The following is a 12729-nucleotide window of genomic DNA, read 5'->3' on the forward strand; positions in this document are numbered from 1 at the left end:
CCCGCACCGCACCGGTTCCCGGGCGGGCCCGGCGCCGTAGGGTGGCGGTCATGCGACGCCGCGCCATCCCCGGTGGTTCCGGCCGGGTCCGCCCCCTCAGCCTCTTCGGCGACCCGGTCCTGCACGCGCCCTGCGCCGAGGTCTCCGGCTTCGGGGCGCCGCTGGCCCGCCTGGTCGAGGACCTGTTCGCCACCATGTACGCCGCCCGGGGCGTCGGCCTGGCGGCCAATCAGATCGGCGTCGGCCTGCGCGTCTTCGTGTACGACTGCCCCGACGACGAGGACGTGCGGCACGTCGGGCACCTCGTCAACCCGCGCCTGGTGCACACCGGTGGTGTGGCGCTGCGGGGGCCCGAGGGCTGCCTGTCGCTGCCCGGCCTGGAGGCGGGCACGGTCCGCGCGGACCACGCGGTGGTCGAGGGGTACCGGGCCGACGGCACCGCCGTGCGCGTCCAGGGCGGCGGGTTCTTCGCGCGGTGCCTCCAGCACGAGTGCGACCACCTGGCCGGGACGGTGTACGCGGACCGCCTCGGCGGGCTGCGCCGCCGCCGTCTGCTGTGGTCCGCCCGCCGCGCGGGGTGGGCCCGCGCGGCCCCGCGCTGAGGCCGCGCGACGACGCTCCGGTCAGAACCGCGGGCCGCCCAGCCGGTCCCCGGCCGCGGCCAGGCGGCCCCACAGCAGGTCGGCGAGGTGCCGGACCAGCTGCTGGCGCGAGCAGGGCCGGTCGGCCAGCCACCAGTCGCCCGCGGCGTGCATCATGCCGACGATGCCGTGCCCCCACACGCGGGCCAGTTCCGCGCTGTCGGGCCCGAGGTCGACGCGGTCGTCGATGACCTTGGCCAGCTCCTCGCCCAGCCGGCGCAGCAGCGGCGCGGTGTGCTGGCCGGCGGTGACGCCCTGCTCGTCGCGCGCGCCGCCCTCGGCCGGGTGCATCAGGAAGCGGTACACCTGCGGGCGGGCCTCGATGGCGGCCAGGTAGGTGTCCAGGGTGGACTCCACCCGCTCCCGCCGGTCGGCCGGGGCGTCCAGCGCGGCTCGCAGGGAGTCGAGGAGGGCGTCGGTGTGCCGCACCGCGAGCGCGCGGTACAGGCCGCCCTTGTCGCCGAAGTGCCGGTAGAGGATGGGCTTGGTGATGCCCGCCTCGGCGGCGATGGCGTTCATGGAGGCTTCGGGGCCTTCCCGCATCACCACCCGGTTGGCGGCCTCCAGCAGTTCCTCGCGTCTGCGTGCGGAGGCACCGCCGCGCTGGCCGTCCTGGCTTGTCGTCTCCAAGGCGTAACTCCCGCCGGTACTCGTGCGCTGCCCGCGCAACGTAACACCCGGACGGCGCGGGCCACCGGCGGCCGGGGGAGTTGACACGGCCTACCGGCGAGTAACAGACTGGGTTACCGCTAGTAACAATGTCCTGGAGGGCCCGCCATGACCGAGTTCGCACTCGACCTCAACGACGACCAGAAGGCCGTGCGGGAGTGGATCCACGGCTTCGCCGCCGACGTGATGCGCCCCGCCGCCGCCGAGTGGGACGAACGCGAGGAGACGCCCTGGCCCATCATCCAGGAGGCCGCCAAGATAGGACTGTACTCCCTGGACTTCTACGCCCAGCAGTTCTTCGACCCCACCGGCCTCGGCATCCCCATGGCCATGGAGGAGCTGTTCTGGGGCGACGCCGGCCTGGCCCTGTCGATCGTCGGCACCGGACTGGCCGCCGTCGGCGTCCTGGCCAACGGCACCGAGGAGCAGGTGGGCACCTGGATACCGCAGATGTACGGGGACGTGAGCGACGTGAAGGTCGCCGCCTTCTGCTCCTCCGAACCCGACGCGGGCTCCGACGTCTCCGCCATGCGCACCCGCGCCGTCTACGACCAGGCCAAGGACGAGTGGGTGCTCAACGGCACGAAGACCTGGGCCACCAACGGCGGCATCGCCAACGTGCACGTCGTCGTCGCCGTCGTCGACCCCGAACTGGGCGCCCGCGGCCACGCCTCCTTCATCATCCCGCCCGGCACCCCGGGCCTGAGCCAGGGCCAGAAGTTCAAGAAGCACGGCATCCGGGCCTCGCACACCGCCGAGGTCGTGCTGGAGGACGTCCGGGTGCCGGGAAGCTGCCTGCTGGGCGGCAAGGAGAAGCTCGACGAGCGGCTAGCCCGTGCCCGGGAGGGCGGCAAGCGCACCGGCGGCAACGCCGCCATGGCCACCTTCGAGGCGTCCCGCCCGGCCGTGGGCGCGCAGGCCGTCGGCATCGCGCGGGCCGCCTACGAGACGGCGCTCGACTACGCAAGGACGCGCGTGCAGTTCGGCCGTCCCATCATCGACAACCAGGGCGTGGCCTTCCAGCTCGCCGACATGCGCACCCAGATCGACGCCGCCCGCCTGCTGGTGTGGCGCGCCTCGTGGATGGCCGCCACCCGCCGCCCGTTCACCTCGGCCGAGGGCTCGATGTCCAAGCTGTTCGCCGGGGAGACCGCCAAGGCGGTGACGGCGCAGGCCATGCAGATCCTCGGCGGCAACGGCTACACCCGGGAGTACCCGGTCGAGCGCATGCACCGCGACGCGGCGATCTACACCGTCTTCGAGGGCACCAGCGAGATCCAGCGCCTGGTCATCGCCCGCACGCTGTCGGGCATGACCATCCGCTGACCCGCGCCGCCGCCGCGGGCCACGCCCCGCGCTTCCGCCCGGCCGCCGGGCGGAAGCCGGTGCGGCGGCGCCCGGCGGCCGGGCGGGGCGGAGACGGGGTCAGGACTGCGCCGGTGCGGGCTCCGGACCCTCCCCGGACCGTGGCGCACCGGCTTCCTCGGCGCCCTCCGGGCTCTGCGCACCCCCGGCGCCGCCGTGCCCGTCGTCCACCAGTGTCCGTTCGTCGAACGGCAGCCTCCCGGCGAGCACGTCGCCCGCCCGGGCCCGGTCGATCTCCCTGGTCCAGGTGCCGACGAGCACGGTCGCCACCGCGTTGCCCGCGAAGTTCGTCAGGGCCCGCGCCTCGCTCATGAAGCGGTCGATGCCGACGATCAGGCCGACACCGTCCACCAGTTCCGGGCGGTGGGACTGGAGGCCGCCGGCCAGCGTGGCCAGCCCCGCGCCGGTCACCCCGGCCGCGCCCTTCGAAGCGATGATCATGAAGACGAGCAGGGAGACCTGCTGGCCCAGGGACAGCGGGTCGCCCATCGCCTCCGCGATGAACAGGGAGGCCATGGTCAGGTAGATGGCCGTGCCGTCGAGGTTGAAGGAGTAGCCGGTCGGCACGGTGATCCCCACCACCGGCCTGCTCACCCCCAGGTGCTCCATCTTGGCGATGAGCCGGGGCAGCGCCGACTCCGAGGAGGAGGTGGACAGGATCAGCAGGAACTCCCGGCCGAGGTACTTCAGCAGTGTGAACACGTTCAGCCCGGCGACCACACGCAGCAGCAGGCCCAGGACGACGAACACGAACAGCGCGCAGGTCGCGTAGAAGCCGGTCATGATGACGGCCAGCGAGGTCAGCGCGTCCACGCCCGTCTCGCCCACGACGGCGGCGATCGCGCCGAACGCGCCCGCCGGCGCCAGCCACATGATCATCGCCAGCACGCGGAAGACCAGCCGCTGGAGGTGCCCGATACCCCGCAGCACCGGTTCACCGGCGGGGCCCATGGCCTGGAGCGCGAAGCCCACCAGCAGGGCGACGAGCAGGGCCTGCAGCACCTCGCCGCCGGTCAGCGCGGAGACGAGGGTGGTCGGGATGACGCCCAGCAGGAAGTCGGTGGTCGACCCGGCGGAGTCCCCGGCCTGCGCCGCTCCGGCGTCCCGGGTCGCCTCCGTCACCTGGAGCCCGGAGCCCGGGTCCAGGAGGTTCCCCACGAGCAGGCCGATGGCCAGGGCCACCGTGGACATCACCAGGAAGTAGCCGAGGGCCAGGCCGCCCACGGCGCCGACCTTCGCGGCCTTGCGCACCGAGCCGATCCCCAGCACGATCGTGCAGAAGATCACCGGAGAGATCATCATCTTGATCAGGGCGACGAAGCCGGTCCCGAGCGGCTTCAGCCCGACGGCGACGCCGGGCGCGGCGAAACCGAGCGTGATGCCCAGCAGGACGGCCGCGATCACCGCGATGTACAGGTAGTGGGTGCGGTCGCGCCGCTTCGGCGGCGGCACCGACGGGTGTCCCGTCCGTGACGGGTGGGGCGGCGGAGTCTGCCCGGTCACGCTGGTCTCCTCCCTGGGGCGGCGGGTGCGGCTCACGGCCGCACCCGCGGGGTGCCGCCACTCTTCACCGCCGCGCGGGAGGGGTCACGCTTGTGTTCATTTCGTTCACGGCACACGCCGCCGGCGGCGGTTGGACGGCCGCCCCCGCGGGTGCCGTCCACCGCCGCCGGCGCGGCCCGCCCGGTGGCGGCTCAGCCCGCCCGGCCGCCGCTCACACGGCGGGCGCCGGACACCTGTCCCCGCTGGAGCGCCGCCTTGACGAGGGCGAAGACCGCCCCGTGCAGCGCGGCGGCCGTCAGCACCTCGCGCCAGCTGCGGTCCAGGTCGGTGGCGTCCGGAGCGTCCGTGTCCTTGCTGACGACCTTCCACACCCGCTTGAACAGGGCCCCGGCCACCACACCGCCGACGGCGCCCACCAGCAGGCTGATCACCCGGTTGATCACCTTCATCGCGGCTCAGCCCCTTCCGCAGCGCTTGCCCAGCACCACCGCCAGCAGCACCACCACGGCACCCGCCGCGATCAGCGGTCCGGGATGGCGGCGGCCCCGCTCGGCCGCCGCCGAGGCGACGTGCCGCGCCTGCGCCGTGGCCTCGGCGGCCTTCACCTGCGCCTGCGCCTTGGCCTCCGCCGCCTTCGCCTGGGCCTGCGCCTTCACGTCGGTCTTGGCGGCCAGCTCGGCCACGGTGTCCCCGAGCCGGCCGCGTGTCTCCGCCACCTGCGCGCGCAGCCGCTCCTGGTCGGAGGAGCCCGCTGAATCCCTGCTCACCGGTGGGCCCTCCCCTTGATCTCCTCGATGTCGGTCCTGACGCTGCCGATGGCCTGCTCCGGTTTGGCCGGGGTCGCCCGGCCGAGCTGCTTGCGTCCGGCCAGGGCCAGGACGCCCGTGACCGCCAGCAGCACCACGCCGATGATCAGCGCGGACGCCCAGAGCGGCAGGGCCAGCGCCACTGCGGCGATCGCGGCCGTCACGAGGGCGGCCAGGGCCAGGAAGCCCACCACGGCCGCCCCGCCGAACATGCCGCCGCCGAGCCCGGCCCGCTTGCCCTTCTCCGACAGCTCCGCCTGCGCCAGCCGCATCTCCTGGCGCACCAGCTCGGAGAGCTGCTGTGACGCCCGTTCGACCAGCTCGCCCACCGATGACTCGGGGGTTTCGGCCGGTCGGCGGCGCACAGATCCGATCATGCCGTCCACCTCGCTTTCTCGTTGAACCGAGCGGGTTCCCGCAGCGCGCCGGGTTACGCCCCCATCGCCGTCATCCGGCCGGAGCCAGGCGGGGGAGCGCAGGCCGCGCCGTCCGGGCCCTTGTGGCAGCGGCGGGCCCAGGCCCAAGCTCGGACCATGGACCTGGAGCTGCGCCACTTGAAGATCATCAGGGCGATCGCTGAGGCCGGAAGCCTCACGAAGGCCGCCTCGGTGCTCGGGCTCGCCCAGCCCGCCCTGAGCGCGCAGCTCAAGCGGGTGGAGCGGATGCTGGGCGGCCGGCTCTTCGAGCGGGGACGCCACGGGGTACGGCCGACCCCGCTGGGCGAACTCGTGCTGCACCGCACCCGGGTGGTGCTCCCCGCCGTCACCGAACTCCAGGAGGAGGCCGTGCGGTTCGCCCATGCCTTCGCCGGGGCCCCGCGCTTCCGCCTCGGCGGCACGCACGGACCGCTGCTGGGCGGACTGGTGGACCGGCTCGCCACCGCCCACCCCGGTGTCCCGGTGACGACGTACACCTCCTGGTCGGAGCGTGAGGTCGCCCAGGGCGTGGGGGAGGGGCGGCTGGACTTCGCCCTCATCGGCACCTGCGGGGAGAGCCCGCCGCCGGCCACCGACCGGCTCACCTGGCGGGAGGTGGGCACCGACCCGGTGTTCGTCATGCTCGCCCACGACCACCCGCTGGCCGCCCGGCGGCAGATCTCCCTGGCCGACCTCGCGCACGCCTCCTGGACGGACGTCCCCGGCGACGGCTGCTTCGCCGACTGCTTCGCCGCCGCCTGCGCCAGAGCGGGCTTCACCCCGGCCTCCGTCTACGAGACGGACACCGCTTCCTGCGTCCACCTCGTGCAGGTCGGACGGGCCGTGGGGCTGTGCCGGGCGACGTTCCCGCCGACCCCGGGGCTGGTCACCCGGCCGCTGGCGGGGGCGCCGCTGAGCTGGCGTCACCTCATCGGCTGGCACCCCGGGGCGCCGTCCGCCGGCCTGGCCACCACCGTGCTGGGGCACGCCCGCGAGGCACACGCCGAGGCCGTCGCGCGCAACACCGACTACGCCGCCTGGCTCGTCGGCCACCCCGGGTTCGGCCCCGCGCACCCGGCGGCCGTCTGACGCCCCGGGGGTCCGCCGCCGCGCGGCCTCCCGGGGCGCGGCGGCGCCTTCCATAACACCGGGGCAGGGGCCGGCTGATCACTCCTGCATTTGACGTGCTCACGGCTACGGTTTCGCTCACCCGAAACCAAGGAGACACCCATGCTCCACAGATACGTCAAGGGCGCGTGTTCGGCCGCCCTCGTGGTCGGTGCCCTCGTCGTCGCCGGACACCCGGCGGCGGCGGCCGGCCCCGCCCCCGTCGCCGCTCCGGCACCCCCGGCAGCCGACCCGCAGCTGCTCGACGCCCTCCAGCGCGACCTCGGCCTCACCCGGGACGAGGCCGTCGGACGCCTGGCCGCCGAGAGCCGGGCCGGGGCCACCGCCGACACCCTGCGCTCCACCCTCGCCGGCAGCTTCGCCGGGGCCTGGGTGCACGGCGACGCCGCCACGCTCACCGTCGCCACCACCGACACCGCCGAGGCGGACCTGATCACCGCGGCGGGCGCCCGCGCCCGCGTCGTCCCGCACGCGCTCACCGAGCTCGACGCGGCCAAGGCGGCGCTCGACCGGGCCGCGACCCGCCAGGCTCCCCAGGCGGCGCGCGTCTGGTACGTGGACGTCACGGCCAACCAGGTCGTCGTGCACTCCCCGAAGCCGGAACAGGCCCGCGCCTTCGTCACCGCCAGCGGCGTGGACGGCGACCTGGTCCGCGTCGTCAGGTCGGCCGAGCAGCCGCGTCCGCTGTACGACCTGCGCGGCGGGGACGCCTACTACATGGGCAGCGGCGGCCGCTGCTCGGTCGGTTTCCCCGTCACCCGCGGTACCCAGCAGGGCTTCGCCACCGCCGGGCACTGCGGCCGGACCGGCACGTCGACGTCCGGCTACAACCAGGCCGCCCAGGGGACGTTCCAGGGCTCGTCCTTCCCCGGCAACGACTACGCCTGGGTCGCCACCAACAGCAGCTGGACCGCCACCCCCTACGTCAAGGGCAGCGGCGGCCAGAACATCCAGGTGGCCGGTTCCACCCAGGCGCCGGTGGGCGCGTCGATCTGCCGTTCCGGCTCCACCACGGGCTGGCACTGCGGGACGATCCAGCAGCACAACACCAGCGTCACCTACCCCGAGGGAACCATCACCGGTGTGACCCGGACCTCGGTGTGCGCCGAGCCCGGTGACTCCGGCGGCGCCTACATCTCCGGCAGCCAGGCGCAGGGCGTCACCTCCGGCGGCTCCGGCAACTGCCGCACCGGCGGGACGACGTACCACCAGCCCCTCAACGAGATCCTCCAGGCGTACGGCCTGACCCTGAAGACCACCACCGGCCCGGGCGACCCCGGTGACCCGGGCGACCCGGGCGACCCCGGTGAGCCGGGCGGCACCTGGGCCGCGGGCACCGACTACCGGGCGGGCGACCAGGTGACCTACGGGTCCGCCACCTACCGCTGCCTGCAGGGCCACCGGTCGATGACCGGCTGGGAACCGCCCAACGTTCCGGCCCTCTGGCAGCGCGTCTGACGCGGTTCCGCTTACGGCCCCGCGGCTCGGGGGGCGTGAACGGCCGGGACCATGTGGGGATGTGCTCCGGCCGTTCACGGCGGACGCGGGGCGGGGGCGGGCGGGTCAGTCCCGGAGACGGGCCTGCACCCGCCCGTCCTCGATCCGCGTCTCGAAGGCCGGCTGCGGCGCCGTCGCCGGGCCCTGGACGTTCCAGCCGTCCTCCAGCCGGAACCTGCTGCCGTGCCACGGGCACTGGAGGCAGCCGTCCACCACCTCGCCCTGCGACAGCGGGCCGCCCAGGTGGCTGCACTGCTCCACCAGGACCCGCACCGTCTCCTCGCTCTCCCGCACCACCACCACGGCCACCTCGCCGGCCCGCCGCAGGACGGCCTCCCCCACGGGGAAGTCCCCCAGCTCACCGAGGTCGTGCCAGTCGCCGCCCGCCCGCGCGGCCAGCCCCTCCGCGTGGTTGGCGCCCGCGGACTGCCGGTAGGCGAGGTGCCCCCCGAGCGCGCCGCTGGCCCCCACCGCGGTCAGCCCGGCGAAACCGAGCGCCCGTCCCAGCCCGTGCCGTCCGGCGCAGCGCGCCGCGAACGACCCCGCGTACAGCCCGACGGCCGCCACGTTGCCCACGGCGTGCACCAGTCCCACGCGCTGCTGGCGCGGCCTCAGCTCCGCCCAGTCCACCCAGCCGGCCACGGCCGCGGGGCCGGCGCCGGCCAGGCCGAGCGCCACCAGGGCCCGCGCGCCGCGCCGGTGGCCGGGCAGGACGTCCAGCGCCGCCGCCGACAGCCATGCCCCGACGGGCAGCTGCACCATCAGCGGGTGCAGCGGATGCCCCAGCCACCGCCCGTGCAGCGCGTCCCGCGCCCCGCCGAGCGGCAGCTTCCCGATCCAGTCGCGCAGCGGTGCCGCCGCCGCGTCCAGCCGCGTGTCGTGCTCCAGCCGGTCGACGGCGGACAGCACCCGGCCCGGCCCCTGGCCCGGCAGAACCCGTCGCACACTCCGTACCGCTTTTCCGTACGCGTCGTCAGTCGCCATGGGGCGCCGGGTTCCCGCCCGGAACGGGCGGCAAACGGCCGGAGGGCCCGCCGCCGGGGGGACACGCCGGCCGCTGTGCGATACTCGGCGACGCTTGTCGCACCACGCACGGGGGAAACACCATGAGGCTTCTGATGGGCCTGCTCGCCGCGGTCGTCATCATCGCGCTGATCGCCGCCGTCATCCGGGCGCGCCGTCGCACGGCCGGCCGCGCGGCTCCGCCGGCTCCGCCCCGCGACCCCTTCGCCGCGGAGGACAGCGCCGCCGGCGACCCGCGGACGCTGAAGGCCGGCGACATGGTCGAGTACCTCGGCGAACGGCTGTTCGTGCGCGGGTCCCTGCGGCTCACCGAGGGCGGCTACACCTGGTCCGAGCACTTCTTGGACGCCATGGACGGCACCGAGGGGGGCCGCCGCTGGCTGTCCGTGGAGGAGGACCCGACGCTGGAGGTCGTGCTCTGGACCGAGCACCGCGGCACCGACCTCACTCCGAGCCGTGCCACGCTGGTCGTCGAGGGCGTCACCTACCACCGCACCGAGCACGGCACCGCCTCCTACCGCTCGGAGGGCACCACGGGGCTCGGCGAGACCGGACGCGTGGAGTACGCCGACTTCGACGGTCCCGGCGGGCGCAGCCTCGCCTTCGAACGCTTCGTCGGCGCGCAGGGCCGCGGCACCTGGGAGGCGTCCCTCGGCGAACGCGTGCCCGACGGCACCCTGACGATCTACCCGGGCAGCGGCGTGTGAGCGGCATACGGCTCGCCGCCCCCTACCTCGACACCAGCGCCGACCAGCTCTCCTTCACCCTCGACCAGCCGGCCCGTCCCGCACTGGCGGTGCGGGACGTCCCGGCGGGGGAGACCACCGTCCAGCTCAGGCTGCTGGGCGCCTCCCACCAGGTGTTCGCCGGACCGGTGCGCGAGACCGTCGCCTGCCTGCCGGGCACGGCGGGCGGACTGCCCCCGGCCGTCGAACAGGAGGTGGAGGGCTGGAACTACCGGTTCACCGCGCGCGTCCTGCACTACCGGCGAGCCGAGTTCGCCGACCGGGTGGCCGCGCTCCGGGAGCGGCTGGAAGGGCGGCGCGAAGCACTGTGCGGGGTCTTCCCCGGTTCACCCGACGCGGTCACCGCGCTCGCCGTGGAACGGCGGGGCGCCGCACTGGACTGGCGCACCTGGCACACCTACCCGCAGAGCCGCCAGATCGTGGCGACGCACACCCGGCTGGAGGCACGATGAAGCACACCACCCGACTCGCGCTCACGACCGCGCTTGCCGCGGCGCTGGTGGCGGGGTGTTCCAGTGGCGGCCCCAACGAGGTCCCGCGCAGCTGGATCGCCGACCGCTACGCCGGCTCCGGCGACGACTACATCGCCGCGGGCTCCAGCCCGGGGGCGGTGGCCAACAAGATCGACGACCACCGCTCCGCCCACGACCGCACCCGCAGCGGCGACCGGGTCTTCCTGCGCTACCGCGACGACATCGTCGCGATCAGCCCCTACCGGGGAGCCGGCAGCCGCATCGAGATCGACGACTACCGTGACGGTCACCGGCGCTGGCACTCCCACGTCGCGCACGTGTGGCCGGCCCCGGGCAGCAGCGGCAACGGCTTCCGGGGCGGCGGCCCCGGCTCCGGCAAGTAACCCCCCACCCACGGCTCGCCGCGTCACCCCGGCCGGCCGAGCACCACCCACCCCTGGAAGGCAGAACGTGACAGAGATCATGGAGTCGGCCGGCGTCGCCCTGCTGTACGGACTGGTCGGATTCGTCGTCATGGCGGTCGGCTTCGTCGCGCTGGACCTGGTCACGCCCGGCAAGCTCGTGCAAGTCGTGTGGACCGAGCGCAACCGCGGCGCCGCCGTCGTCCTCACCGGGCAGACCCTTGGCATCGGCCTGGTCATCGCGCAGGCCATCGGCGCGAGCGAGTCCCAGCTGGGTCTTGGCTACGGCCTGGTCAGCACCCTGCTCTACGGTCTGGCCGGCGTGCTGGTGATGACCTTCGTCTTCGCCATGGTCGGGCTCGTCACCCCCGGCAAGATGGGCTCCTCCGTCCTCCAGGACGAGGGCGACCGTCCCCACCCCGCCGCCTGGGTACAGGGCGCGATGTACGTCGGCACGGCCTTCATGGTCGGTGCCGCGCTGACCTGAGCACCGGCGTGAGCGCCCGGCCCCCCGCGGCTCCGTCGCGCCTGCCGCGGTTCCTGCTGCTGTTCGCCGTGTTCCTGTGCGCGGCGTGCGGCCTGGTCTACGAGCTGGCGCTGACCGCGCTGGGCAGCTACCTCATCGGCAACTCGGTACTCCAGACGTCCATCGTCCTGTCCGTCATGGTGTTCGCCATGGGGGTGGGCTCGCTGGCCGCCAAACCGCTGCGGCGCCGCGCCGTGGGCGCGTTCGCCCTGGTCGAGGGCCTCCTCGCCCTCGTCGGCGGCCTGTCCGTGCTCACCCTGTACGTCGCCTTCGCCTGGCTGAAGATCTACACCCCGGCGATGGTGGTGATCGCGTTCGTCGTCGGGGTCCTCATCGGTGCGGAGATCCCGCTGCTGATGACGATGCTCCAGCGCATCCGGCAGCAGGAGGCGGGCGGCGCGGTGGCCGACATGTTCGCCGTGGACTACATCGGTGCCCTCGTCGGCGGGCTGTGCTTCCCGCTGCTCCTCCTGCCGACCTTCGGCCAGCTCAAGGGCGCCCTGGTGATCGGCGTGGTCAACGCCGTCGCCGGGGTCCTGCTGGTGCTGTGGATCTTCCGCCACCAGACCCGGCGCGCCGTGCAGGGCGCCCTGCTGGCCGGAGTGACGGCCGTCCTCGGCATCCTCGGCGGGGCCTACGCGCTCGCCGACGACATCGAGGTCACCGCCCGCCAGCAGCTGTACCGGGACCCGATCGTGCGCACCGAGCGCACGCCCTACCAGGAGATCGTCGTCACCCGTGCCGCCGCCTTCACGGGCGAGGCCGACCTGCGGCTGTTCCTCAACGGCGACCTCCAGTTCTCCTCCGTCGACGAGTACCGCTACCACGAGGCCCTCGCCCACCCGGCCCTGGCGGGCGACCGCTCCTCGGTGCTCATCCTCGGCGGCGGCGACGGGCTGGCCCTGCGCGAGGTGCTGCGCTACGACGACGTCGAGGAGGTCACGCTCGTCGACCTCGACCCCGCCATGACGCGCCTCGCCCGTTCCTACCGGCCGCTGCGCGAACTGAACGGCGACGCGCTGGCCGACCCCCGGGTGCGGGTGGTCAACGCCGACGCCTTCACCTGGCTGCGGGACGTCCCCGGCCGCTACGGCGCCGTGATCATCGACTTCCCCGATCCGGACACCGCCGCGATGGCAAAGCTCTACTCGGTGGAGTTCTACCACCTGCTCACCAAGGCGCTGGACCCGGAGGCCCGGGTGGTCGTCCAGGCCGGCTCCCCGTTCTTCGCGCCGAAGGCGTACTGGTCCATCGAGGCGGGCATCCGCGAGGCCGGCTACGCCACCACCCCTTACCACGTGGACGTGCCCAGCTTCGGCGACTGGGGTTTCGTCATCGCCACGCGGGAGGAGTCCACGCCCCGGCTGCGCCTGGCCGCGGAGGCGCCGGCGCTGCGCTTCCTGGACGAGGACGTGCTGCGGGCCGCCACCGTCTTCCCCCGTGACCGCCGGGCCGCCGACGTGCGCGCCAGCACGCTCATGGACCCGGCGGTCCTGGAGTACACCCGCCACGAGTGGGAGAACTACTGACGGCGC

The 12729-nt window shown here is 74.3% G+C and carries 15 protein-coding genes; 9 read left to right on the plus strand and 6 right to left on the minus strand.

Annotated elements, in window-relative coordinates; genetic code table 11:
* Positions 1–50: 50 nt before the first annotated feature.
* On the plus strand, positions 51–602 hold the full coding sequence (gene def, locus V1J52_RS21550) for a peptide deformylase (RefSeq protein ID WP_330141598.1): 552 nt from the start codon (positions 51–53) through the stop codon (positions 600–602).
* Between the two features lie 21 nt (positions 603–623).
* On the opposite strand, the gene V1J52_RS21555 is transcribed toward def, so the two are convergent.
* Positions 624–1271 (minus strand): TetR/AcrR family transcriptional regulator, encoded by a 648-nt coding sequence (locus tag V1J52_RS21555; protein ID WP_330141599.1) that lies wholly within the window; start codon positions 1269–1271, stop codon positions 624–626.
* 147 nt (positions 1272–1418) lie between these two features.
* On the opposite strand from V1J52_RS21555, the gene V1J52_RS21560 reads away from it, so the two are divergent.
* Positions 1419–2636, plus strand: a complete 1218-nt coding sequence (locus V1J52_RS21560) for an acyl-CoA dehydrogenase family protein (RefSeq protein ID WP_330141600.1) — start codon at positions 1419–1421, stop codon at positions 2634–2636.
* 99 nt (positions 2637–2735) lie between these two features.
* Here V1J52_RS21560 and V1J52_RS21565 read toward each other — a convergent pair whose 3' ends face one another.
* From V1J52_RS21565 to V1J52_RS21580, 4 genes are all read right to left on the minus strand, one after another.
* Entirely contained in the window at positions 2736–4127 is a 1392-nt protein-coding gene (locus V1J52_RS21565; RefSeq protein WP_330141709.1) for a cation:dicarboxylate symporter family transporter, read from the minus strand.
* A gap of 242 nt (positions 4128–4369) precedes the next feature.
* Positions 4370–4627, minus strand: coding sequence for a DUF4235 domain-containing protein (locus V1J52_RS21570; protein ID WP_330141601.1), 258 nt, complete (start codon positions 4625–4627; stop codon positions 4370–4372).
* A 6-nt stretch (positions 4628–4633) separates the two neighbouring features.
* Positions 4634–4945 carry a DUF3618 domain-containing protein gene (locus tag V1J52_RS21575; protein WP_330141602.1) on the minus strand — a complete coding sequence of 104 codons (312 nt, stop codon included), beginning with the start codon at positions 4943–4945 and terminating at the stop codon, positions 4634–4636.
* The gene (locus V1J52_RS21580) at positions 4942–5361 is read right to left on the minus strand and encodes a phage holin family protein (protein WP_330141603.1); all 420 of its coding nucleotides are present in this window, start codon (positions 5359–5361) and stop codon (positions 4942–4944) included. The genes V1J52_RS21575 and V1J52_RS21580 overlap by 4 nt, the downstream gene beginning before the upstream one ends.
* Positions 5362–5517: 156 nt before the next feature.
* Between V1J52_RS21580 and V1J52_RS21585 the strand changes: the two genes are divergently transcribed.
* Both V1J52_RS21585 and V1J52_RS21590 read left to right on the plus strand, forming a co-directional pair.
* Entirely contained in the window at positions 5518–6489 is a 972-nt protein-coding gene (locus V1J52_RS21585; protein WP_330141604.1) for a LysR family transcriptional regulator, read from the plus strand.
* 141 nt (positions 6490–6630) lie between these two features.
* Positions 6631–7986 carry a carbohydrate-binding protein gene (locus V1J52_RS21590; RefSeq protein WP_330141605.1) on the plus strand — a complete coding sequence of 452 codons (1356 nt, stop codon included), beginning with the start codon at positions 6631–6633 and terminating at the stop codon, positions 7984–7986.
* A gap of 105 nt (positions 7987–8091) precedes the next feature.
* On the opposite strand, the gene V1J52_RS21595 is transcribed toward V1J52_RS21590, so the two are convergent.
* Positions 8092–9009, minus strand: coding sequence for a Rieske (2Fe-2S) protein (locus tag V1J52_RS21595; RefSeq protein WP_330141606.1), 918 nt, complete (start codon positions 9007–9009; stop codon positions 8092–8094).
* 122 nt (positions 9010–9131) lie between these two features.
* Between V1J52_RS21595 and V1J52_RS21600 the strand changes: the two genes are divergently transcribed.
* The 5 genes from V1J52_RS21600 to V1J52_RS21620 all read left to right on the plus strand — a co-directional run bounded on the left by V1J52_RS21600 (position 9132) and on the right by V1J52_RS21620 (position 12723).
* Positions 9132–9755: a DUF4178 domain-containing protein gene (locus V1J52_RS21600; RefSeq protein WP_330141607.1), complete on the plus strand. Its 624-nt coding sequence runs from the start codon at positions 9132–9134 to the stop codon at positions 9753–9755.
* Positions 9752–10246 carry a DUF2617 family protein gene (locus V1J52_RS21605; protein ID WP_330141608.1) on the plus strand — a complete coding sequence of 165 codons (495 nt, stop codon included), beginning with the start codon at positions 9752–9754 and terminating at the stop codon, positions 10244–10246. Before V1J52_RS21600 ends, V1J52_RS21605 begins: the two co-directional genes overlap by 4 nt.
* Positions 10243–10650: a DUF4247 domain-containing protein gene (locus V1J52_RS21610; RefSeq protein WP_330141609.1), complete on the plus strand. Its 408-nt coding sequence runs from the start codon at positions 10243–10245 to the stop codon at positions 10648–10650. Before V1J52_RS21605 ends, V1J52_RS21610 begins: the two co-directional genes overlap by 4 nt.
* A 67-nt stretch (positions 10651–10717) precedes the next feature.
* Entirely contained in the window at positions 10718–11155 is a 438-nt protein-coding gene (locus V1J52_RS21615) for a DUF350 domain-containing protein (protein ID WP_330141610.1), read from the plus strand.
* The gene (locus V1J52_RS21620) at positions 11152–12723 is read left to right on the plus strand and encodes a polyamine aminopropyltransferase (protein ID WP_443075896.1); all 1572 of its coding nucleotides are present in this window, start codon (positions 11152–11154) and stop codon (positions 12721–12723) included. The genes V1J52_RS21615 and V1J52_RS21620 overlap by 4 nt, the downstream gene beginning before the upstream one ends.
* Positions 12724–12729 lie beyond the last annotated feature (6 nt).

The sequence above is a fragment of the Streptomyces solitudinis genome (assembly GCF_036323765.1).
Classification (GTDB): domain Bacteria; phylum Actinomycetota; class Actinomycetes; order Streptomycetales; family Streptomycetaceae; genus Streptomyces.

Coding starts and splice junctions, on each gene's coding strand:
- def (WP_330141598.1), top strand. CDS start 51: ATGCGACGCCGCGCCATCCCCGGTGGTTCCGGCCGGGTCCGCCCCCTC.
- V1J52_RS21560 (WP_330141600.1), top strand. CDS start 1,419: ATGACCGAGTTCGCACTCGACCTCAACGACGACCAGAAGGCCGTGCGG.
- V1J52_RS21570 (WP_330141601.1), bottom strand. CDS start 4,627: ATGAAGGTGATCAACCGGGTGATCAGCCTGCTGGTGGGCGCCGTCGGC.
- V1J52_RS21580 (WP_330141603.1), bottom strand. CDS start 5,361: ATGATCGGATCTGTGCGCCGCCGACCGGCCGAAACCCCCGAGTCATCG.
- V1J52_RS21585 (WP_330141604.1), top strand. CDS start 5,518: ATGGACCTGGAGCTGCGCCACTTGAAGATCATCAGGGCGATCGCTGAG.
- V1J52_RS21590 (WP_330141605.1), top strand. CDS start 6,631: ATGCTCCACAGATACGTCAAGGGCGCGTGTTCGGCCGCCCTCGTGGTC.
- V1J52_RS21595 (WP_330141606.1), bottom strand. CDS start 9,009: ATGGCGACTGACGACGCGTACGGAAAAGCGGTACGGAGTGTGCGACGG.
- V1J52_RS21600 (WP_330141607.1), top strand. CDS start 9,132: ATGAGGCTTCTGATGGGCCTGCTCGCCGCGGTCGTCATCATCGCGCTG.
- V1J52_RS21610 (WP_330141609.1), top strand. CDS start 10,243: ATGAAGCACACCACCCGACTCGCGCTCACGACCGCGCTTGCCGCGGCG.